The sequence below is a fragment of the Hydrogenophaga sp. genome, assembly GCF_018780075.1.
In the GTDB taxonomy this organism is placed as follows: domain Bacteria; phylum Pseudomonadota; class Gammaproteobacteria; order Burkholderiales; family Burkholderiaceae_C; genus Hydrogenophaga.
In genome coordinates this window covers 1-22,241 of the sequence record NZ_JADMKB010000086.1, presented here as the reverse complement: position 1 = coordinate 22,241, position 22,241 = coordinate 1, and the positions used below count along the sequence as shown (strand labels likewise).

Genomic DNA, 22,241 nt, shown 5'->3' with positions numbered 1-22,241 from the left:
TGCCCTTTTTCAACACCCTGAACTTCACAGCAAACGCCATGCCAGACACCATCCTGCACCACCCCCTGATCTGCACCATGGACCCCGAACGGCCCTGGGTTGAGGCCCTGGCCGTGTGCGATGGCCTCATCGTCGCCGTGGGCACACTGGCAGACGCCCGCGCCGCCCTGCCCGAAGCCCGCGTGGTGGCGCTGCCCGGCGAGATGGTGGTGCCCGGCCTGCTGGACGTTCACAACCACTTCGTCTGGGCCGGCCGGGCCGAACTCTACGAGATGTTCGTGCCCCCCATCCTCAGCCTCGACCAGGTGCTCGACGCGGTACGCGACACCGCCACCCGCAAGGCGCCCGGCGAGTGGATCGTGGGCGGCATGTGGGGCTCCTCATTGATCGGCCAGATCGACGCCGCCGCCCGCCAGCGCCTGGACGACGCCGCTGGCGGGCGCCCGGTGATGCTGCGCGACGACTCGCAGCACAACCGCTTCGTGAGCACGGCAGCGCTCGCTGCGGCGGGCATCCACCAACACACCCCCGATCCGCTGAACGGCCGCATCGTGCGCGACGCGACCACGGGCGAAGCCACCGGCCTGTTGCTGGAGGCGGCCTGCGGCCTGGTGGAGCTGGCCCTGGCGCGCGCGCTGGAGGCCACGCCCCACCTCGACGTCGAAGCCGCCGCCCACGCAGTGAAGCGCCTCAACGCCTGCGGCGTGACCGGCATGCAGGAAGCGCTGACCACGCGTGCCGTGATGCGCGCCCTGAAGACGCTGGACGACCAGGGGCGCCTGAGCGCCTGGGTGGTGGGCTCGCTGCCCATGACCGAAGCCCCGCTGGCGCCCGGAGAAATGCCGGACGAACTGCAGGCGCTGCGGGACGACTTCCGCACCCGGCACTTCCTGCCGGACGCCGGCAAGATCTTCCTCGACGGCGTGCCCACCTCGCGCACCGCCGCCATGCTGGAGCCCTACCTGCCCGACGCGGTGCACGGCTGCTGCTTCCGCGGCGGCACCACGCTGACCGTGCCGCAGCTGGCCAAGGTGCTGGCCGACTGCGAGCGGCGCGGCACCCGCGTGAAGATCCACTGCACTGGCGACGCCTCCACGCGCGCCGCGCTCGACGCCATCGACGTGCTGCGCAGCTTCAACGGCCCGGGGTTGCAACACCACATCGCCCACGCCAGCTTCATCGACCCGGCCGAGATTCCGCGCTTCGCCGAACTCAACGTGGTGGCCGACCTCTCGCCGCCGCTGTGGTTCCCGAGCGTGATCATCGAAGCCATCCGCACCACGGTGGCGCAACCCATCGTCGACCGCATGGCGCCGATCCGCTCGCTGCTCGACGCCGGCGCGCTCATCGCCGGCGGCTCGGACTGGCCCGTGGTGCCCGACCCCAGCCCCTGGCCCGCCATGCAGGGCATGGTGACGCGCCGCGATCCCACCGGTCGGCTGGAGGGCGCGCTCTGCCCCGAGCAGGCGATTGGCGTGCAAGACGCGCTGCGCGCCTACACCGCCAACGCGGCCCAGGCCATCGGGCTGGTCGATCGCGCCGGCTCGATCGAAGTCGGCAAGTCGGCCGACCTCGCGGTGCTCGACCGCCGCCTCTTCGAGATCGAAGCCTCCGAACTGGGCCAGACGCGGGTGCTTCAAACCTGGTTCGAGGGCCGCTGCGTATACCGTGATGGCGCATGAGCCACGACCCGCGTCTTCCGGTGATCGTGCTCACCGGCTTCCTCGGCAGCGGCAAGACGACGCTGCTGCAGCACCTGATGCAGCGCGCCGAGTGGAAGGACACGGCGGTCATCATCAACGAGCTGGGCGAGACCGGGCTGGACCACCTGCTGGTGCAGCACGTCGCACCCCACGTGCGCCTGCTCAAGAGCGGCTGCCTGTGCTGCTCGGTGCGCGAGGACCTGACCCTCACCCTGGCCGACCTGCACGCCCGGCGCGAGCGCGGCGAGCTGCGCTTCGAGCGCGTGGTGGTGGAAACCACCGGCCTGGCCGATCCCATGCCGGTGGTGCACACCCTGGCCACGCACCCCGACACCGCGCGTCATTTCCGGCTGGCCGGCGTGGCCACGGTGGTGGACGCCCACAACGGCTTCGCCACGCTGAACCAGCACGAAGAAGCCCGGCGCCAGGTCGCCGTGGCCGACGCGCTGCTGCTGGCCAAGACCGACCTCACACCACCGGCGGCGCTGGAACGGCTGGAGCAGCGCCTGTCGCGCCTCAACCCCAGCGCACCGCAGCACCGCGTGACCCAAGGCGTGCTGCGCTCGGAGCACCTGCTCTGCCTGGAGAACCCGTTCCTGTCGCCATTGAGCCGGCCCCACGGGACGCCCGGCAGCGGCACCACCTGGCTGCGACAGGGCACGGGGACGCGCTCCGAATCGGTGTTCATGCGCTCGCCCCGGCCCCATGCCAGCGACATCCAGGCCCACTGCCTGACGGTGGACACGCCGTTCGAGACCGAGGCCTTCCAGCACTGGCTCGGCCTGCTGACCGCCCTGCGCGGCGAACGCCTGCTGCGCTTCAAGGGCCTGATCCACATCGCCGAAGACCCCGACCACCCCTTGGTGGTGCACGCCGCGCAGCACCTGGTGCACCCGCCGGTGCCCCTGCCCGCCTGGCCCGACGCCGACCGCCGTTCGCGCCTGGTCTTCATCACCCAGGGACTGGAGCGCCAGCTGATCGAAAGCACCCTCCTGAAATTCACCGGCGCCCACGCCACGCCCTCGCCCCTCTGACCTTCACCCCATCTCACCACGTTCCACGGAGCCCGCCATGACCCACCCGACCGACCCGCACGCCCTGGCCCAACCCCGCCGCGATTTCCTGAAGACCTCGGTGGCGCTCACCGCCGCCAGCGCCCTGCCGGGCTTCGCCATCGCCCAGACGAAGCCGCTGCGCATCGGCTACATCACCGCGCTGTCCGGCCCGCGCGCGCCCTTCGGCGTCGCCGACCAGTGGCACCTGGCCAAGGTGCGCGAACTGCTCAAGAACGGCCTGGAGGTGGGTGGCAAGCGCGTGCCGGTGGAGATCCTGCTGCGCGACAACCAGTCCGACCCCAACCGCTCGGTGCAGGTGGCCAGCGAGCTGGTGCTGCGCGAGAAGGTGGACCTGATGCTGGTGGAAGACGGCGACGCCTCCACACCCGCCGGCCAGATGTGCGACGTGCACGGCATCCCGATGATCAGCACCATGTCGCCCTGGCAGGCCTTCCTGTTCGCACGCAACGGCAAGGTCAGCAAGGGCTTCCCGTTCTCGTTCCACTTCTTCTGGGGCGCGGACGATGTGGTCAAGACCTTCACCGCGCTCTGGGACAGCGTCAAGACCACCCAGTCGGTCGGTACGCTCTACATCGACAACCCGCCCGGCGCCGCCTTCGCCGACCCGCTGATGGGCATGCCACCGGCCCTTCGCAAGTCCGGCTACCGCGAGTCCACCGGGGGTTTCTTCAAGGTCGCCACCGACGACTTCAGCAACCCCATCGCGACCTTCAAGAAGGCCAACGCCGACATCGTCTCGGGCTTCATGTACGAGAGCCATTTCGCCACCTTCTGGAAGCAGGCGCAGCAGCAAGGCTTCAAGCCCGAGGTCTGCACCGTGGCGGCGGCCTTCCTGTTCCCGAGCGCGCTCAAGGCGCTGGGCGCGGCGGGCAACGGCATGTCCACCGAGGTGTGGTGGACACCCACCTTCCCATACAGCTCGTCGCTCACCGGCCAGAGCGCGGCCGACCTGGCCGCCGAGTGGGAGAAGAGCACGGGCAACCAGTGGACGCAGCCCCTGGGCTACGTGCACGCCCTGTGGGAGGTGGGCCTGAACGCGCTCAAGACCGCGGGCGACCCGTTCGACCGCAAGGGCGTGCGCGACACGATCCAGAACATGGCGCTGGACACCGTCGTCGGCAAGGTGGATTTCAAGAACAGCCCGATCAAGAGCGTGGCCAAGACCCCGTTGGCCGGTGGCCAGTGGCGCCGCTCGGCGGCGGGCTCGAAACACCCCTACGAACTCGTGGTGGTGAACAACACGCTGGCACCGGCCATTCCCCTGGGCGGGAAGCTGGAGCTGCTGTCGCAGATCAAGTGAAGACCCCAGCATGACACTCCAAGTCAGGGGCCTGTGCAAGGCCTACGGCCAGGTGGTGGTCGCCGACCGGATCGACATCGATCTGTCGGTGGGCCAGTGCCTCGGTGTGATCGGTCCCAACGGGGCCGGCAAGAGCTCGCTGTTCCACCTGCTCACGGGCACCGTGGCGGCGGACGCGGGCCACATCACGCTGGACGGCAAGGCGCTGTCGGGCCTGCCCGCCCACCGTCGCGCCCGCCTCGGTGTGGCGCGCGCCTTCCAGGTGCCTCAGCCGTTCGGCAACCTCAGCGTATTCCAGAACACCCTGGCCGCCGCCAGCTTCGCGGGCGGTCTGCGCGGCGGTGCCGCCGAGCAGGCGGCCCACGATGCGCTGCGCCTGTGCGGGCTCGCCGCCGCGGCCGACCGGACCGCCGGCGCCCTGCCGCTGCTGGACCGCAAGCGCCTGGAGATGGCCAAGGCCGTGGCCTCGCAGCCGCGCCTGCTGCTGCTCGACGAGGTCGCCGGCGGCCTGACCGAGCGCGAGGTGCACCAGATGGTGGACCTGGTGGGCGAACTCAAGCAGCGCTACGCGGTGATCTGGATCGAACACATCGCCCAGGCGCTGCGCGCGGTGGCCGACCGCATCATGGTGCTGCACTTCGGTCGCAAGCTGCTGGAGGACAGCCCCGCCGAGGTCATGGACAGCGCCATCGTGCGCGAAATCTACATGGGGGTGCCCGCCAATGCCGCTGCTTGACATTCAACAGCTGGACGTTTTCTACGGCGACTTCCAGGCCATCTCGGGCGTGGGCCTGTCGCTGGCGGCGGGCGAGGTGCTCGCCCTCATCGGCGCCAACGGCGCGGGCAAGACCACGCTGCTGCGCGCGCTCACCGGCCTGCACCCACCGCGCGCGGGCCGCGTCCGCTTCGACGGCGACGACGTCACCGGCCTGCCCGCCGAAGCCCTGGCCCGCCGGGGCATGGCCATGGTGCCCGAGGGCCGCATGCTGTTCCCCTCGCTCACGGTGGAAGAGAACCTGCAGATGGGCACACTCACCCGCCGCTCCGGCATCTGGACGCTGGACGCCGTGTACGAGGTGTTCCCGGTGCTCAAGGAGCTGCGCCAGCGCAACGCCATGCAGCTCTCGGGCGGGCAGCAGCAGATGGTGGCCATCGGCCGCGCGCTGCTGAGCAACCCGCGCCTGCTGATCTGCGACGAGCTCTCGCTGGGCCTGGCGCCGCTCCTCGTGGAAGAGATCTACCGCACCTTCGAGCGCATCCGCGGCGCGGACCTGTCCATCGTGCTGGTGGAGCAGGACGTGGCCCGCGCCTGCGCGGTGTCGGACCAGGTCACCTGCCTGCTCAAGGGCCAGGCCACGCTGCAGGGCGCCAGCCGGGACATCGAGCTCGCGCAAGTGACCGCGGCCTATTTTGGGGAATGACATGGACTGGCTATCGACCTTGATCAACGGCCTGCTGCTCGGCGGCCTGTACGCGCTGTTCGGCCTGGGCCTGGCGCTGGTGTTTGGCGTGATGCGGGTGGTGAACCTGGCGCACGGCGAATTCATCGTGCTGGGTGCCTACGCGGGCTTCTTTCTGGTGGGCTGGTTCGGCGCGGTGCCGGTGTGGGCCATGCTCATCCCGGTGGTGCTGATCGGCTACGCCTTCGGCTGGCTGCTGCAGGCCACGCTGCTCAACCGCGCGGTGCGTTCGGGCAATGTGCTCACGCCGCTGGTGCTGACCTTCGGCCTCTCGGTGTTGCTGCGCAACGGCATGGTGGAAGTGTTTGGCGCCGACTCGCGCGCGGTGGACGCTGGCGCGCTGGGCAGCGCGAGCATGGACCTGTTCGGCATCTCGGTGGGCGTGTACCCGGTGCTGATGCTGCTGCTGGCGCTGGCCCTGTTCGCCAGCCTGCAGTGGGTGCTGCGGCACACCGGGTTCGGCCGCACGGTGCGCGCCACCGCCGATTTCCCGGACGTGGTGCGGCTCATGGGCGTGAAGCCCGAGCGCGTGTTCTGCCAGGTCATGGGGCTGGCGGCGGCCTTCGCCATGGGCGCGGGCTACCTGCTCGCGCAGCGCACGCTGTTCACGCCGTTCTCCGGCATGGAGCGCATGCTGGTGGCGTTCGAGGTGGTGATCATCGGCGGCCTGGGCTCGTTCTGGGGCGCCATCGCCGGCGGTCTGGTGCTGGGTGTGGCCCAGCTGTTTGGCCAACGCATCGATTCCAACGCCGGCTCGCTCTATTCGCACCTGCTGTTCCTGGTCACGCTCGTGTTCCTGCCCAAGGGCCTGGCCGGAGGTCGCGCATGAAAACGTCCACCCTGAACCCCCTGGCCTGGACGCTGCCCTGCGCCGTGGCCGCCTGGCTGGCGCCGCACTGGCTGGACGCGGGCCTGATGCGCCTGGCCAGCGAGGTGCTGCTGGCCATCTGCATGGCGCAGATGTGGAACCTGCTGGCGGGCTACGGCGGCCTGATGTCGCTGGGCCACCAGCTGTTCATCGGCGTCGGGGCCTATGCGCTGTTCGATCTGGCGCAGCGCACCGGCCTCTCGCCCTTCTGGCTGCTGCCGGCGACCGGCCTGGCCGGCGCGCTGTGCGCGGCGCTGATCGCGCCCGCCCTGTTCCGCCTGCGCGACGCCTACTTCGCCATCGGCATCTGGGTGGTGGCCGAGATCGTGGCGCTGCTCGTCTCCAAGACGGCGGCGCTCGGCGGCAACGCCGGGCTGACGCTGGACATGTCGGCGCTGGAAGACATCGAGCTGTTCGGGCAGATGAGCTTCTGGCTCGCCTGCGCGCTGGGCATCGTCTCGGTGGCCGGACTGCAGTTGCTGATGCGCTCGCGCCTGGGTCTGGCCATGACGGCGGTGCGCGACAACGAGGTGGCCGCGCGCAGCGTGGGCATCGACGTGCGACGCGTGCGCCTCGTGGCCTTCGTCATCTCCGGCGGCATGAGCGCACTGGCGGGCGCGGTGTATTTCATGGGCGGCATGTTCCTGGTGCCGAGCTCGGCCTTCGACGTCAACTGGGTCGTGATGATGCTGTTCGCCACGCTGATCGGCGGCATCGGCACCCTCGGCGGCCCGGTGATCGGCGTGCTGATCTGGTTCGGCCTGCGGGAGCTGCTGGCCACGACGCTGGGCCTGTCGGGCGGCTGGTACCTGATCGCCATGGGCGCCGTGGCCGTGCTGGTCAGCCTGTACGCACCGCGGGGCCTGATGGGCCTGCGCCCCCGGACCTTCACCCGAAAGGCGACCCCATGAACCACCTCGCGCGGCTCCTGCCCCTGGTCACGGCGCTGGCGGCGTCGACCGGGACCCCCCACCTCCTGGCCCAGGAGAACAGCAAGCCCCCCATCGTCGTGGGCGCGGTCAGCAGCCTCACCGGCCAGGGCGCCTCGGACGCCAGCGTCCAGGCGGCGCGCATGTATTTCGACGCCATCAACGCCACCGGGGGCATCCAGGGGCGGCGCATCGAATACCGGGTGATCGACGACCAGATGCTGCCGCAGCAGGCGCACCTGGCCGCCACCCAGCTGATCCAGGACCCGCGCACGGTGGCCCTGGCCGGGGGGTCCAGCGCGCTGGAGTGCGGCGTGAACCACGCGCGCTACGCCCAGGCCGGGCTGTACAGCCTGCCGGGCGCCGGCGGCGACCCCGCGTGTTTTGCCTCGACGCACATCGCACCCGTGAACGCAGGCCCCTATGTGGCCACCGCCACGGCCCTGAGCTTCGCGCACCATTTGCTGCGTCACGAGCGCCTGTGCGTCGTCTCACCGGCCTTGCCAGGCATGAGCGAGGCTTTCGAAAAGGCAGTCCGGGACTGGACGCAGCGCACCAAGGCGCCCGCGCCTTCGCTGGACATGTACCAGTTGGGCGAACCCCTGTCACCGCTGGTGCAGCGGGTGGCGGCACGCCAGTGCCAGGCGGTGGTCTACACCGGCCCCGGCCGGCCCGCGATCGAATGGGTGCTGGCCAGCCGACCGGCGATGCCCAAGGTGCCCATCGTGATGCTCACGCCGGTCTACACCACGCAAGCCGCGCAGGCCTTGGCGGCGGCGGGCGATGGCCTCTACGCCATGGCCGAATTCGACCCGTGGTCCAGCGGCTCGCTGCAGATCATGGGCTGGCGGCGCCTGCTGATCGCACGCCAGATCGATCCCAGTTCGCTCTCGCAGGGCGGCTATCTCGCCGCACAGGCACTGGTGCACACCCTGCAGGGCATGCGCGGTCCCATCACACGGGCCAGCGTGTCTCAGGCCCTGGAGACCATGCCCCCATGGCGCAGCGGCATGATGGACCAGCCCTTCAAGGTCGGCGCCAACGGCCAGCACCAGCTCAACCGCAGCGCGCTGCCGATGAAGCTGGAGGCGGGCAAGTGGCGCATCGCGCACGCCCGGTGGATCAGCGACTGATCCCCAACAGCTTCCGGGCCATCGAAAATGACACCGCCGGCCGCAGCACATCAAAGTGCACCACCTGCATGCCGGCGCGCACGCCGCCGTCGGCGTTGCGTTGCTGGTCGTCAACGAACACGCACTCGCCCGCCGGCAGCCCCAGCGCCTCGGTCACGGCCGCGTAGGCGCGTGGGTCGGGCTTGAGGATGCCGGTGTAGGTGGCGTCCACGATCAGCTCGAAGTCTTGCAGCAACGGCAGGCGGCTGCGGAAGTCGGCGCCGTAGAACAGGTCCAGCTCGTTGGAGAGGATGGCCAGGCGCTTGCCCGCGGCCTTGGCTGCGTGAATGGTTTCGATGGCCTCGGGCCTGATCACCGCCTCCACATCGGCGCCGCGCGCGCGCTGCACGAAAGTTTCCATCGAATCCCAGTCCTCACCGACCAGGCGGCCGACCTCGCGGGTGCGGGCCATCCAGTAGTCGCGCTCGCTCAGCTGGTCCGCCTGCATGGCCTGCCAGAGCGGGTCGGAAGCGGGGTCGAACGGGCCCCGCCAGATGAGCGTGCCGGGCGGCAGGCCCAGCGCCTGTTCGGTCAGGGGGTGGGTCTCGAACAGCATGCGGCTGATGACGCCGCCGAAGTCGAGCACCAGGGCCTGGGCCGTTGTGGCTTGGCTCATGCGGCCCTCCTCATGGCGGTTTCGTCGATCACGCCGGGCGGCACCAGGCCGGCGGCCACCCAGGCATCGAACACCTGGAGCGCGGCCTGCACAAAGGCCTCGTCGTTGATGTGGGCGTGCACCGGCTGGAACCCGGTGGCGGGCGAAATCACGTGGCCCATCTCGTCCACAAAGGCCTTGAGGCCCTCGGGGTCGTGCAGGGCTTCGCCCGGGCGGTCCCACTGCTCGACGCCGCCCGTGGGCAGCAGCAGGCAGGTGGGGCCGGTGGCCTCGGCCAGGCGGTCGCTGATGGCGCGCGCCACGCTGCGGCGCATGTCGTGGTCCACGCAGACCGAGGCGATCAGGCGGTTGTGGTCGTGCACGGCACGGCCGGCGAAGCGCTCGGGGCAGCGCGTCCAGGCAGCGAAGTCGACCATGTCGGTGGCGCCGGGCGCCACGATCTGCGGCACACCGGCGCGGCCCGCGCCGAGCAGGCGGTCGCGGCCCGCGCTGACGCAGCTGCCGGCGAGGTCGTTCACCAGTTCCTGCAGGCTGAAGTCCATCACACAGGCAAAGTAGCCGCGCTGGGCCAGGTCTTCAAAGGCGCGCCCGCCCATGCCGGTGGTGTGGAACACCGCCAGCTCGTAGCCGCGCGCTTCGAGCGCGGGCTTGAGCCGCTTCATGTAAGAGAGCGCGCTGCTGCCGAGCGAGGTCATGCCCACCACGGGTCGCGGGTCGGCATCGACCTGGCGCGCCAGGCAGGCGCCCACCACCGCGCCGGCGGCCTGGCTCAGCGCCGCCTTGCACAGGCGGTTCAGGCCGTAGAGCCCCCCGGCCCAGAGCCGCATGATGAGGTCAGGCGGGATGCGGTCGGGCGGGATCAGCGGCGAGTACGCGATGGTCGAGAGCACGACCTTCGGGCAGCCCAGCGGCAGGCGGTTGGTTACGTCGAGCGCGAGGTCGGTGCCCATGGTGCCGCCCAGGGCCAGCAGGCCGTCGAAGCGGCCTTCGAGGTACCACTGACTGGCGATCAGCGCGGCGCCTTCGGCCATGAGTTTCATGGACGTATTTTCGTCACCGCTCTCCATCACCTGCTGCAGGGTCACGCCCGCGGCCGCCGCCACCTCGGTGTTGAGGATGTCGGGGGCAAAGCCGCCCCGGCCGAGCACGCCCACGTCCATCACCAGGACCGTGCCGCCGCAGTGTTCGACCGACTCGCGCAGGAACGCGATCTCGTCGCTCTTGGTGTCCACCGTGCCGATCAGCAGGATGACCGGCGCGCGACCCGACTTCGTCGACAAAACGGAACCACCTCCGTGCTCCGCACTGCGGTGCTGAACAGCTTCGGGTTGCCGAGCGCTGCTCACAGCGTCGCCTCCACCGCCGCGAAAGCCGCCTCCAGCGTGTCGCACAGTAACCCGATCTCTTCGGCACTGATCACCAGCGGCGGCGAGAGGATGAGGTTGGGACCGGAGATGCGCACCATCAGGCCGCGCTGGTAGGCCTCTTTGGCCACGCGCGCCGGGATGTCGCTGCTGCGCGGCATGGGCGTGCGCAGCGCCTTGTCTTCCACCATCTCGATGCCCAGCATCAGGCCGACGCCGCGCACATTGCCGACAAAGCTGCAGCTGCTCTCCAGCTTGCGCAGGCGCTCCTGCATCACGGCGCCGACCCGACCCGCGTTGCCCGGCACGTCCAAGCGTTCGATCTCGTCCAGCGTGGCCAGCGCGGCGGCGGCGGCCACCGGGTGGGCGCTGTAGGTGTAGCCGTGGCTGACCGAGGCCTGGCCGGTCTTGTCGTCGTCAAACACCTTCGCGACTTTCGCGGAGATGGCGGTCGCGCCCAGCGGCACATAGCCCGAACTGATGCCCTTGGCCAGGCACCACAGGTCGGCATTCACGCCCCACAGGCGGGTGCCGAACAGGTGGCCGGTGCGGCCGAAGCCGGTGACCACCTCGTCGGCGATCAGCAGCACGCCGTGCTTGTCGCAGATCTGGCGCACCAGCGGCCAGTAGTTCGCCGGCGGCACGATCACGCCGCCCGCGCCCTGCACCGGCTCGGCAATGAAGGCGGCCACGGTGTCGGGCCCCTGGAACACGATCTCGCGCTCCAGCAGCTCCGCGCAGATCTCGCCCAGCTCCAGCGGGTCGTCGGTGAAGGGGTTGCGGTAGAGCCAGGGCGTGTCGATGTGGAAACAGCCCGGCAGCAGCGGCTCGTAGGCACGGCGGAAGTTGGTGTTGCCGTTGACGCTCATGCCGCCGAAGTGCACGCCGTGGTAGCCCTGGCGCAGGCTGATGAACTTGAAGCGGTCCTTCTCGCCACGCAGCTTGTGGTACTGGCGCGCGATCTTCAAGGCACCTTCCACCGCGTCGGAGCCGCCGTTGGAAAACAGCACAGCCGACACACCGTCGGGCTCCATCAGTTTGACCAGGCGCGACGACAACTCGATGGCGCGCGGATGCGTGGTGCCGCGGAACACGTTGTAGAACGGCAGTTCGTCGAGCTGGGCCACGATGGCGTCGCGCACGGGTTTCGTGCTGTGGCCGAGGTTGCTGGCCCAGAGGCCACCCACGCCGTCGAGCATCTTGTGGCCGTCCACATCCCAGATCCAGCAGCCCTCGCCGCGCGCGACGATGTCGGGCTTGGCCTTCTTCATCGCAGCCGGGTGGGCCATGGGGTGCCAGAGGAACTGGCCGTTGTCTTCCTTGAGTTGTACGGTGCTGTTGGTCATGTGGTGTCCCTGTTCAGAATGGTTGTCCGACCGTGATGGTCTTGACCTCGGTGTAGTGCGTGATGCCCTCGGCGCCCTGCTCCTGGCCAAGGCCGCTTTCCTTGTGGCCGCCAAACGGCAGCTCGGGCTGCGAGACGCCGAAGTGGTTGATGCCGACCATGCCGGCCTCGATGCCTTCGCCCAGGCGGTGCGCGGTGTGCAGGTCGCGCGTGAAAGCGTAGGCGCCGAGCGCGTAGGGCAGCGCGTTGGCCTGTTCGATGGCGGCGTCCAGCGTGTCGTAGGGCTGGATCACGGCGATGGGGCCGAACGGTTCCTGCTGCATCACGCGGCTGCTGGCCGGCGCGTCGGCGAACACCGTGGGCTCGAAGAAGAAGCCGGGCCGCGCCACGCGGTGGCCACCGGTGAGCAGGCGCGCGCCCTGGCCCACGGCGTCGTCCACGAAGCGCGCCATGTCCTCGATGCGGCGCGCGTGGGACAGCGGGCCCATCTGCGTGGCGGCGTCCAGGCCAGAGCCCAGTTGCAGGTTCTGCGCAGCGGCGGCGAAGCGTTCGCTGAAGGTGGCCAGCTGCACGCGCGGCACGTAGAAGCGGATCGGCGAAGCGCAGACCTGGCCGGCGTTGCGGTACTTGGCCGTGACCGACTGCTTGAGCACAAAGTCCAGCCCCGCACCCTCGGCCATGTCGTCGCACACGATCACCGGCGCGTGGCCGCCGAGCTCGCCGGTGAAGCGCTTCACATGCCGCGCGGCCTGCTCGCCCAGCAGCTTGCCCACGGCGACCGAACCCGTGACCGAGACCTTGGCGATCTCGGGGCGCTCGATCAGGAACGACGACACCTGGGCAGGGTCGCCCCAGACGAGGTTGATCGCGTCGGCGGGCACGCCCGCGTCCAGGAAACAACGCACCAGCAGCATGGCGCTGCCCGGCGTTTCTTCGGCCGGCTTGAGCACCACGCTGCAGCCCGCGGCCAGCGCGCTGCCCAGCTTGCGGCTGGGCAGGTTGACCGGGAAGTTCCAGGGCGTGAACGCCGCCACCGGACCGACCGGCACGCGGTTCACGGTGTGCGAGAGGATGCCCTCGACACGCGGCGCCACGGTGCGGCCATAGAGGCGTTTGCCCTCTTCGGCCTGTACATCGATGATGTCGGCCGACAGCAGCACCTCGCGCTTCGCTTCGGTGAGCGGCTTGCCCTGCTCCAGCGTGAGCACGGTGGCGATCTCGCCGGCCCGATGGCGCAACAGCTCGGCCGCACGGCGCAGGATCACATAGCGGTCGTGTGGGCGCACGCGGCGCCATTGTTCAAAGCCGCGACGGGCCGATTCGGCGGCCGCCGCCAGCTCGGTGGGGCCGGCCAGCGGCAGCATGGCGAGCACGCGGCCATCGGCCGGGTTGATCACCGGGCGTTCGCCGCCCGAGGCCTGGGTGAGCCATTGGCCGGCCACGTGCAGGGCCGGGAAAGGGTAGGAAGAAGTCATGCAGCGCACTGTGCCGGCCACCGCCCGTTCGGCGTGATCGGAAATGCGCAAACCTGGCTTACGGGTTTACCCTGAACCCCCCCCTGCGTCGCTTCGCGGCGTCCCCCCAAGGGGACCACGCCTTTGGCCCGGCGAAGCCGGTTCCGCGGCGTGCCCTGGATAAAAACCTTTCGCCCGGGCTATTTGTTCTTTCTGGCCCTGGCCAGCGTCTCGGACGGCAGTTCGAAAAAGTGTTTCTTGTAGTCCAGCGAAAACTGCCCCAGGTGCCAGAAACCCCAGCGCGCCGCCACGTCCTGCACGGTGGCACCGGGTGCGGCTTCGCGCAGGCCGCGCCGCACACCATTGAGCCGCAACGCGCGCAGGTACTGCGTGGGCGAGGTGCCCAGCACGTCCTGGAAACAGTAGTTGAGCTTGCGCCGGCTCGCACCCACACGGCTGCACACGGCGAGGATCGAAGGCGGCTCGTCGGGGTTGGCCATCATCAGCTCGCAGGCCTTGTCCACCATGCGCTTGCGCCGCGCCAGCGAATCCAGATCCGAGATGTCCACGCTGGGCGGCAGCGCCTCGATCCATTCGATCAGGATGTCGTCACGCAGCTGGTTCAGGGGCGAGGCATCGGTGAAATGCTGGGCCAGCGCCAGCGCCTCTTTCAGTGCTTGCAGGTGCTTTCCCCGCAGCGCCGCGGCGCTTTCCGGCGTGGGCAAAAGATCGACCTGGTGCTCCAGCCAGGTGGCCAGCGGCTTCTGGTACATGTGCTCCCAGAGCCCGTTGAGCAGGCTGCGCTCGACCGTCAAGGCGATCAGGTGGTGCTGCGGCGGCGTGACGAAATCGATCTCGCGCCCGCTGCCGCAGAGGATGGCGTCCGGGTGGACCTTGCGGCCGTCGAAGTACACATCCCCGGTGGGCGCCACCGACATCGCAAACCCGTAGACCTGCTCGCCCAGCCGCCCGCGCTGGCGCAGCGCGAGGCTGGTCTTCTCTTCGGTCAGGCGCACCCCATCGAGTTGCACCAAAGCCAGTTCGCCACGAAAGCGGCCGCTGGAAAGCTGTTCGTAATGCAACGCCCAGTCGCCCTGGGCCCGGGCGTGGGCGTCCATGTCGAAGGTCAGCAGGGAGTGTGCCCAGCGAGGCGCTTCAGCGTCTTCTTGGGCCTCGTCAATGGGGTCGCTCATGGCGCGCAGCGTAGCAGCAGCCAGGCCGATTGGGAGAAACCCGGACCACATCGTGCGCAGTTTTGATAACCCGATTGGCGGTGTGTCCCTAGCATCCGTCCACCCCCTGGCTCTGCGGGCCGGTGGCACGGATCACACAGACACAACGACGAGGAACAGCCATGAAAACCGCCTCCACTTCACTTTCACCGTCCGGGTCAGACCCGGGCACCGAGCAGTCCCTGCGTTCCGGTCGCCTGGGCGTGGTCGGCATCGTCTTCTTCGTGGTCGCCGCCGCCTCACCGCTGGTGGGCATGACCGGTGCACTGCCCGCCGCCATCCTGCTGGGCAATGGCGCCGCCGCGCCGGGCGCCTACCTGCTGGCGGGCCTGATCCTGCTGCTGTTCAGCGTGGGCTATGCCGCCATGAGCCACCAGGTGACCAACTCCGGCGCGTTCTTCGCGTACATCGGTCGCGGCATGGGCTTGCACCTGGGGGTGGGCTCTGCTTTCGTGTCCCTGCTGGCCTACCTGGCCATTCACCTGTCGATCTTCGGCTTCTTCGGCGGGCTGATGGCCGAGCAGGTCGGGGGGCTGCCCTGGTGGGGATGGTCACTGGTGGCATGGGCCGCCGTGACCTGGCTGTCGCTGCGCAGCGTCGACGTGGGTGCGCACGTGCTGGGTCTGTTGATGGGGCTTGAGCTCCTGAGCCTGGTGGTCACTTCGGTGGCGATCTTCGTGCAGGGTGGACCGGAGGGGTGGAATTTTGCGGCGTCCTTCAGCCCGGCCAACATCCTGGCGGGTGGTCTGGCGGGTTCCGCCGGCATCGCCCTGGCGTTCGCGTTCGCCTCTTTCGTGGGCTTCGAAGCCACCGCCATCTACGGCGAAGAATCGATCAACCCCAAGCGCACCGTGCCGCTGGCCACCTATGTCGCCGTGGTGCTGATCACCGTCCTGTTCGCCTTCACCTCGTTCGCGGTGGTCAGTGGCCTCGGTGCTGACAAGGTGATGGACCGTGTGGTCGAGCTGTCGTCGGTCGACGGCGCGCCCCTGGTCAATCCCGCCAATGTGCTGTTCACGCTGGCGGGCCAGTACGTGGGTGACTGGCTGTCGGCGCTGATGAAGAGCCTGGTGCTCTCCAGTCTGTTTGCCGCCATGCTGGCGTTCCAGAACTCCGCCGCGCGCTACCTGTTTGCCCTGGGTCGTGGCGGCACCTTGCCCGCGGCAGTGGCCAAGGTCAACCAGCGCGGTGCACCGTCGGCCGGCTCGATCATCGTCTCGGTGATCACCGCTGCGGTCATTGCCCTCTTTGCGTTGGCTGGCCTGGACCCGATCCTCAACATGTTCTTCTGGTTCTCCGGTCTGGCGGTGGTCTCGATCCTGCTGATCGAGATCCTGGTCTGTCTGGCGGTGATCGCCTGGTTCCGCCGTGTGCCCGGTGACTCGAACCTCTTCCAGTCGCTGATTGCCCCGGTGCTGGCCGCCGTCGGCCTGTCGGTCGGTCTCTACCTCCTGTTGGCGCGGTTTGGCCTGCTGACGGGGGCCGTCGCCGAAGGCCTGGACCCGACGACCACGGCCTGGGCCATGAATGGTCTGGGCTGGTTCATGGCGCTGATGCCCTTTGGTGTGCTCGTGCTGGGCTACTTCTTTGCCATCGCACGCCACAAGGAAAACAAAGAGCTGATCCAGGACGTGATCTCCTGAAGGTGTCCTTGTCTGGACGCATTCGCTGAAGAAGTTCTGGCGCCGGGGGCGCCAGAACTTGTTTTTCCTGGTTGACTGCCTCGATGGAACACTGAAATGAATGAAACCGAACTGATGGAGAAGCGGCGGGCCCTGCTCGGACCGAACGTCTCCACCTTCTACCAACGGCCAGTCCACATCGTGAAGGGCGAGGATGTGTGGCTGTGGGACGCGGACGGTCGCCGCTACCTCGATTGCTACAACAACGTGCCCCACGTCGGGCACTGCAATCCGAGGGTGGTGGAGGCCATCTGTTCGCAAAGCGCGCAGCTCAACGTGCACAGCCGCTACCTGCACGAGAACCTGGTGAACTGCGTCGAGAAGCTGACGTCCACGTTTGGCGGCGAACTGTCCAATGCCGTGCTGACCTGCACCGGCTCGGAGGCCAACGACATCGCGCTGCGCATGGCCGAAGCCATGACCGGCAAGCGGGGGGTGATTGCCACCGACGCCACCTACCACGGCAACACCAGCCTGGTCAGCCAGCTCTCCACCAGCAACGCGCCGACCTATGGTTACGGGCTCGGCCAGTACGTGCGGCATGTCGAGGCGCCCGACAGCCTGCGGATCGATGACCCCCAGGGGCTGCGGTTTGCGGCCAAGGTGCAGGAACAGATTGCCGAGCATGAGCGCTCGGGCATCGGTTTCGCTGCGCTGATCGTGTGCCCGCTGTTCCTCAACGAAGGCTTTCCCACCCAGGCTCCCGGCTGGTTGCGCCCGACGGAACAGGTGGTCCGCGAGGCTGGCGGCTTCCTGATCTGCGACGAGGTGCAGTCGGGCTTTGCGCGCAGCGGCAGCCATTTCTGGGCGCACCAGAGACAGGGCGTGACGCCCGACGTGGTGACGATGGGCAAGCCGATGGGCAACGGCTACCCGGTGGCGGGTCTGGTCACGCGGCCGGAGGTGATGGCGCGTTTCCGCGGCTCCTACCGGTACTTCAACACCTTTGGCGGCAACCCCGTGGCCTGCGCCGCCGCCATGGCCGTGCTGGAAGAGATTCAGCAGCGCAACCTGCAGGCGAATGCCGCCAAGATCGGCGCCCTGGCCGCGAAGGCGCTGATCGAACTGTCCAGCAAGTACGGTGTCATTGGCGACGTGCGCCAGAGCGGCATGGTGTTCGGCGTCGAGTTCCTCAAGGACAAGCACACGCTGGAGCCCGCCTCCGGTTGCGCGGATCAGGTGGTGGAGGCGATGCGCGACCGGGGCGTGCTGCTGTCCAAGCTGGGGCGGCACAAGAACACCCTCAAGATCCGTCCGCCGATGACCTTTTCGGAAGACCACCTGGGCCTGCTGGTGCAGACGCTGGATGAGGTGCTGGCCGAGCTGGCACCCCGGTCATGATGGACATTGCCCAGAAGGCCGCCGCCCGGTGGGGCTTCGGTCATGCGCGCCTGCAGTTCGTTGCTGGCCGGGAGAACCAAGTCTACCGGGTCACCGACGCCTCCGGTGACCATGCCCTGCGCATCAAGCGCCAGGGCTACCGGACCCGCATCGAACTCGAATCCGAATTGCAGTGGATGGCGGCACTGGATCGGGCGGGGATTCTGGTGCCGAGACCGGTTCCTTCGCTCAAGGGACAGTTGCTCGAACAGGTGGACGGCCATCTGGTCGACCTGCTGACCTGGCTGCCCGGCCAGACCCTGGGCACGCTGCTGACCGGCTGCTCCGACACCGACGCGCAAGTGTGGTTCCAGCACCTGGGTCGGCACATGGCGCTGTTCCATGCGGCTTCCGATGCCTGGGTCAAACCGCCCGAGTTTTCGCGCGTCGCCTGGGACGCCGAAGGGCTGGTGGGGGAGGCACCCCTCTGGGGGCGCTTCTGGGCGCATCCCGGGCTGTCTGCCGAAGACAAGGCCTTGTTTGAGGCGTTCAGAAACCAGGCGGCGCAAGACCTGCGCCAGATGGACGCTGGCCTCGACCGCGGCTTGATCCATGCCGACCTCGTTCGCGAAAACGTGCTGATCAGCGATGGGCGGATGGGGATCCTGGACTTCGACGATGGGGGATGGGGCTACCGGGTATTCGATCTCGCCACCACGCTGCTCAAGCTTCTGGACCTGCCTCATTTCCCCCAGTTGAAAGAGGCTCTGCTGCAGGGCTACCTGAGCGTCAGGTCCATCGACACCCGCACGCTCGACCTGTTCCTGGCGTTGCGGGCCGTGACCTACGTCGGCTGGATCGTGCCTCGTCTGGGCGAAGAAGGCGCACGGGAGCGCAGCCATCGCTACGTGGCGACCGCCCGCCATGTCTGCCAGCGGTACCTGTCGAACCCGCCAGACCATTGAGGTTCTGGCCGGCACACGGCCCGGGCCATCGTTGATCCAGATCAGGGCCGCGCACCAAACTGGAGTGCACGCTCTAGAAAACACGCGGGAAAGCCCGCTGCCCGAACACCGGCCAGGCCCGGTAGATTCCGGCATTCACCTGGAGACCCGCATGACCAAGATTTCACCCGACTACCTCGCCCTGCAGCGCCTGTACCACTGGGAAAAAACCGCCCCCCAACGCATCGCCCTGACCCAGCCCATGGGTGGCAACGCCGTGCAGGACTTCACCTGGGCCCAGGTGGGCGATCAGGTGCGGCGCATGGCGGCCCACCTGCAGGCGCAGGGCTGGGCACCCGGTTCGAAGGTCGCGATCCTCTCGAAGAACTGCGCCTGGTGGATGATGAGCGACCTGGCCATCTGGATGGCGGGTTATGTGTCGGTTCCGCTGTACCCCACGCTCGCGCCCGAGACCATCACGCAGATCCTCACGCACAGCGAGAGCAAGGCCTGCTTCATCGGCAAGCTCGACGGCTGGGCGCACATGAAGCCCGGCGTGCCCGCGGGCCTGCCCTGCATGAGCTACCCGCTGTCGCCGGACGACGCGGTGGCCGCCCACGAGGGCTGGGACATGATCATCGCGCGCACCCAACCGCTGCAGGACTCGCCCGTGCGGGCCGAGGACGAGCTGGCCACCCTGATCTACACCTCGGGCACCACCGGCATGCCCAAGGGCGTGATGCACTCCTTCGGCAACTTCGCCTGGGCGCTGGACCGGGGCATCCAGCGCATCCCGCTCAGCGGCGATGACCGCATGCTGTCCTACCTGCCGCTGGCCCATGTGGTCGAGCGCATGCTGGTGGAACACGGCTGGTTGCGCACGGCCATGCACGTGTACTTTGCCGAATCGCTCGACACCTTCGCGGCCGACCTGCAGCGCGCGCGGCCCACGGTGTTCTTCTCGGTGCCGCGCCTCTGGGTGAAGTTCCAGCAGGGCATCCACCACAAGATGCCACCGGCCAAACTCAACCGGCTGCTGGGCATCCCGATCATCGGTGGCCTCGTTCGGCGCAAGGTGAAGAAGGCGCTCGGCCTGGACCAGTGCGGCTTCGCGGCCGGCGGCGCAGCCCCCATGCCACTGGCGCTGCTGACCTGGTACAGCCAGCTGGGCCTGGACATCAACGAGGGCTACGGCATGACCGAGAACCTCGCGCTCTCGCACATCACCGTGCAGGGCCAGAACCAGCAAGGCACCGTGGGGCCGACCTACCCCGGTGTGGCCCACCGCCTGGACCCCGAGACGGGCGAGATCCAGATGCACAGCCAGGCGCTGATGATGGGCTACTACAAGGAGCCCGAGAAAACCGCCGAGGTGTTCACGCCCGACGGCTGGCTCAAGACCGGCGACAAGGGCGCCATCGACGCGCAGGGCCTGCTGCGCATCACCGGCCGGGTGAAAGACCTGTTCAAGACCGGCAAGGGCAAGTACGTGGCGCCCGCGCCCATCGAAGACAAGCTGGTCATGCACGAAGCGGTGGAGGCCTGCGTGGTCACCGGCGCCAACCTCGGCCAGCCGCTGGGCATCGTGATGCTCAACGCCGACTTCGCCGCCAAGGCCAGGGACGCGGCAGGCCGCGCCGAGCTGGAGGCCTCGCTGGCCAAACATGTCAAGGCGATCAACGCGACGCTGGACCCGCACGAGCGGCTGCAGTGCGTGGTGGTGACCACCACGGCCTGGACGGTGGACAACGACGTGATCACGCCCACCTTCAAGGTCAAGCGCAACCGCATCGAAGACCTGTACGCGAAGCACTACGAGGCCTGGGAGACCAGTGGCAAGACGGTGATCTGGGAAAAGGGCTGAGCGACCGAGCGGTGCATTTTTTTCTCGGGAGGGAATAAAAGGGCTTGTGGCGGTGTTTACCGTCTGCAAGCCCTTTGTGTTCCCCCCCTTTTCAGGAGCCTTCCATGACACCACGCACCACCGCCCTTGTCCTTGCCCTCAGTGCCGCCCTCATCGGCGGATGCGCCAGCGCTGGCAACATGTCGGCTCCGGCCGGCGTCAAGACGAGCGACGGCGTGCTCGCCGGCCCCAACGGCATGACGCTCTACACCTTCGACAAAGACACCGCCGGCAGCGGCAAGAGCACCTGCAACGGCCCCTGCGCCACCAACTGGCCCCCGCTGATGGCAGGTGGCGCCTCCGCCTCCGGCGACTACAGCGTGGTCACACGCGACGACGGCGCCAAGCAGCTGGCCTACAAGGGCAAGGCGCTGTACTACTGGATCAAGGACACCAAGCCCGGCGACAAGACCGGTGACGGCTTCAACAACGTGTGGCGCGTCGCCAAGCCCTGAGCGGTCCCCCTTGGGTCCCGAAGACACGCTGCCCCACATCCCCCGTCTGCGGCGCTACGCGCGCCTGCTCACGGGGGACGCCAGCCGCGCCGACGACCTGGTGCAGGACACGCTGGAGCGGGCGTGCCACAAGTGGGCCTTGTGGAAGCCGCGTGCCGACGGCACAGGCCTGCGCGCCTGGCTGCTGTCGCTGATGCACAACCTGCACCTCAACCAGGTGCGCGACCAGGTGCACGAGCGGCAGTCGGTGGAGCTCGACGAAGGCAACGAACCGCGCCACGATCCGTTCTCGCACACCACGGAGCGGCTCGACCTGGAGCAGGCACTCGCCGCGCTGAACCCCGTGCTGAGGGAAACCGTGCTGCTGGTCTGCGTGGAAGAACTGTCTTACGCCGAAGCGGCCCAGGTGCTGGGCGTGCCAGTCGGCACCGTGATGTCGCGCCTCTCGCGCGGGCGCGAGCAATTGCGCCGGCTGACCAGTGGCGAAGCGCCCTTGACGTCTGCGCCCAGGTTGAAAATCGTCAACTGAAACCATCCCTCCATGAACGCCGACCCCACCCCCCCTGTCAGCGACCCCGACCTGCACGCCTGGGTCGACGGGCAGCTGCCGCCCGGGCGCGCCGAAGCGGTCGCGGAGTGGCTGCTGTCACACCCCGAAGAGGCGCGCCGTGTGCAGGCCTGGCAATCGCAGCGCCTGGGCCTGCAGGCGTTGCACCGGGGCGTGTTGGAAGAACCGGTGCCGCTCGCGCTCGCCCGCGCCACCCGCCCACAGCGTTGGCGGGGCATGGCGCAGGCCCTGGTCGCCAGCGTCTTGCTGGCCATCGGGTTTGCCGGTGGGTCGTGGTGGCAGTCGCCGGACCGTTCGCCGGCGCCGATGGCGCAGGCGCTGCCGGGGTTTGTGCAGGAGGCTCGGGTGGCCCACGTCGTCTACCTGCCCGAGAAACGCCACCCGGTGGAGGTCGGCGCCGCCGAGCAGGCCCATCTGGTGCAGTGGCTTTCCAGGCGCCTGGGCGCCCCGCTGAAAGCCCCTTTGCTGCAGGCGCAGGGCTTCTCGCTGGTCGGTGGCCGCCTGTTGCCCGGTCAGCAGGGCGAGGCCCGCGCGATGTTCATGTATGAAAACACCGCCGGCGAGCGCATCACGCTGCACGTCTCGGCCCTGAATGCGGCCGCCGCGCCCGAGGCCGCCGCATTCCGCTTCACCCGCTCGGGCGAGACCGAAACCTTCTACTGGATCGACCAGCACCTGGGCTACGCGCTCAGCGGCAACCTGCCGCGCGAGACGCTGGCGGTGCTGGCCGACGCGTCGTACCAGCAGCTGCGGCCCTGATCCGTTCAGCGAGCGAGCAAGGCCTGCGCGTGGTGGCGCAGGTGGTCGTCGATGAAGCTGCTGATGAAGTAGTAGCCGTGGTCGTAGCCGG

General features: G+C 68.7%; 20 protein-coding genes. 15 read left to right on the top strand and 5 right to left on the bottom strand.

Annotation, left to right across the window (positions count from 1 at the left end; genetic code table 11):
- Positions 1–38 precede the first annotated feature (38 nt).
- From IV088_RS14670 to IV088_RS14635, 8 genes are read left to right on the top strand one after another with little or no spacing between them, the layout of a single operon-like run.
- The gene (locus tag IV088_RS14670; RefSeq protein ID WP_291103355.1) at positions 39–1,682 is read left to right on the top strand and encodes an amidohydrolase; all 1,644 of its coding nucleotides are present in this window, start codon (positions 39–41) and stop codon (positions 1,680–1,682) included.
- Positions 1,679–2,737, top strand: a complete 1,059-nt coding sequence (locus tag IV088_RS14665; RefSeq protein ID WP_291103353.1) for a GTP-binding protein — start codon at positions 1,679–1,681, stop codon at positions 2,735–2,737. The genes IV088_RS14670 and IV088_RS14665 overlap by 4 nt, the downstream gene beginning before the upstream one ends.
- A 37-nt stretch (positions 2,738–2,774) precedes the next feature.
- A complete protein-coding gene (locus IV088_RS14660) occupies positions 2,775–4,079 on the top strand; it encodes an ABC transporter substrate-binding protein (protein WP_291103351.1) in 1,305 nt (434 codons plus the stop codon).
- 10 nt (positions 4,080–4,089) lie between these two features.
- Positions 4,090–4,815 (top strand): ABC transporter ATP-binding protein, encoded by a 726-nt coding sequence (locus IV088_RS14655; RefSeq protein WP_291103349.1) that lies wholly within the window; start codon positions 4,090–4,092, stop codon positions 4,813–4,815.
- Complete coding sequence (locus IV088_RS14650; protein ID WP_291103346.1) at positions 4,802–5,500, top strand: ABC transporter ATP-binding protein; 699 nt, start codon at positions 4,802–4,804, stop codon at positions 5,498–5,500. Before IV088_RS14655 ends, IV088_RS14650 begins: the two co-directional genes overlap by 14 nt.
- Before the next feature lies 1 nt (position 5,501).
- On the top strand, positions 5,502–6,368 hold the full coding sequence (locus tag IV088_RS14645) for a branched-chain amino acid ABC transporter permease (protein ID WP_291103344.1): 867 nt from the start codon (positions 5,502–5,504) through the stop codon (positions 6,366–6,368).
- Positions 6,365–7,318: a branched-chain amino acid ABC transporter permease gene (locus tag IV088_RS14640; protein WP_291103342.1), complete on the top strand. Its 954-nt coding sequence runs from the start codon at positions 6,365–6,367 to the stop codon at positions 7,316–7,318. The genes IV088_RS14645 and IV088_RS14640 overlap by 4 nt, the downstream gene beginning before the upstream one ends.
- Positions 7,315–8,469, top strand: coding sequence for an ABC transporter substrate-binding protein (locus IV088_RS14635; protein ID WP_291103339.1), 1,155 nt, complete (start codon positions 7,315–7,317; stop codon positions 8,467–8,469). Before IV088_RS14640 ends, IV088_RS14635 begins: the two co-directional genes overlap by 4 nt.
- Here the strand turns inward: IV088_RS14635 and IV088_RS14630 are convergent.
- From IV088_RS14630 to IV088_RS14610, 5 genes are all read right to left on the bottom strand, one after another.
- Positions 8,459–9,124: an HAD-IA family hydrolase gene (locus tag IV088_RS14630; RefSeq protein ID WP_291103338.1), complete on the bottom strand. Its 666-nt coding sequence runs from the start codon at positions 9,122–9,124 to the stop codon at positions 8,459–8,461. The genes IV088_RS14635 and IV088_RS14630 overlap by 11 nt on opposite strands.
- On the bottom strand, positions 9,121–10,404 hold the full coding sequence (locus IV088_RS14625) for a Tm-1-like ATP-binding domain-containing protein (protein WP_291103335.1): 1,284 nt from the start codon (positions 10,402–10,404) through the stop codon (positions 9,121–9,123). The genes IV088_RS14630 and IV088_RS14625 overlap by 4 nt, the downstream gene beginning before the upstream one ends.
- Before the next feature lie 62 nt (positions 10,405–10,466).
- On the bottom strand, positions 10,467–11,834 hold the full coding sequence (locus tag IV088_RS14620; RefSeq protein WP_291103332.1) for an aminotransferase class III-fold pyridoxal phosphate-dependent enzyme: 1,368 nt from the start codon (positions 11,832–11,834) through the stop codon (positions 10,467–10,469).
- 13 nt (positions 11,835–11,847) lie between these two features.
- A complete protein-coding gene (locus IV088_RS14615; protein WP_291103330.1) occupies positions 11,848–13,308 on the bottom strand; it encodes an NAD-dependent succinate-semialdehyde dehydrogenase in 1,461 nt (486 codons plus the stop codon).
- Between the two features lie 179 nt (positions 13,309–13,487).
- Positions 13,488–14,480 (bottom strand): helix-turn-helix domain-containing protein, encoded by a 993-nt coding sequence (locus tag IV088_RS14610; RefSeq protein WP_291103327.1) that lies wholly within the window; start codon positions 14,478–14,480, stop codon positions 13,488–13,490.
- 161 nt (positions 14,481–14,641) lie between these two features.
- Here IV088_RS14610 and IV088_RS14605 point away from each other — a divergent pair, with 161 nt between their 5' ends.
- From IV088_RS14605 to IV088_RS14575, 7 genes are all read left to right on the top strand, one after another.
- Positions 14,642–16,162, top strand: a complete 1,521-nt coding sequence (locus tag IV088_RS14605; RefSeq protein WP_291103325.1) for an APC family permease — start codon at positions 14,642–14,644, stop codon at positions 16,160–16,162.
- 96 nt (positions 16,163–16,258) lie between these two features.
- Positions 16,259–17,542: an aspartate aminotransferase family protein gene (locus IV088_RS14600; RefSeq protein WP_291103324.1), complete on the top strand. Its 1,284-nt coding sequence runs from the start codon at positions 16,259–16,261 to the stop codon at positions 17,540–17,542.
- Complete coding sequence (locus IV088_RS14595; RefSeq protein WP_291103322.1) at positions 17,539–18,486, top strand: phosphotransferase; 948 nt, start codon at positions 17,539–17,541, stop codon at positions 18,484–18,486. Before IV088_RS14600 ends, IV088_RS14595 begins: the two co-directional genes overlap by 4 nt.
- Positions 18,487–18,637: 151 nt before the next feature.
- Positions 18,638–20,329: an AMP-binding protein gene (locus IV088_RS14590; protein ID WP_291103319.1), complete on the top strand. Its 1,692-nt coding sequence runs from the start codon at positions 18,638–18,640 to the stop codon at positions 20,327–20,329.
- Between the two features lie 104 nt (positions 20,330–20,433).
- Entirely contained in the window at positions 20,434–20,823 is a 390-nt protein-coding gene (locus IV088_RS14585) for a hypothetical protein (protein ID WP_291103317.1), read from the top strand.
- A gap of 10 nt (positions 20,824–20,833) precedes the next feature.
- On the top strand, positions 20,834–21,352 hold the full coding sequence (locus IV088_RS14580) for a sigma-70 family RNA polymerase sigma factor (protein ID WP_291103315.1): 519 nt from the start codon (positions 20,834–20,836) through the stop codon (positions 21,350–21,352).
- Between the two features lie 12 nt (positions 21,353–21,364).
- Positions 21,365–22,150, top strand: a complete 786-nt coding sequence (locus IV088_RS14575; RefSeq protein ID WP_291103312.1) for an anti-sigma factor — start codon at positions 21,365–21,367, stop codon at positions 22,148–22,150.
- Positions 22,151–22,241 lie beyond the last annotated feature (91 nt).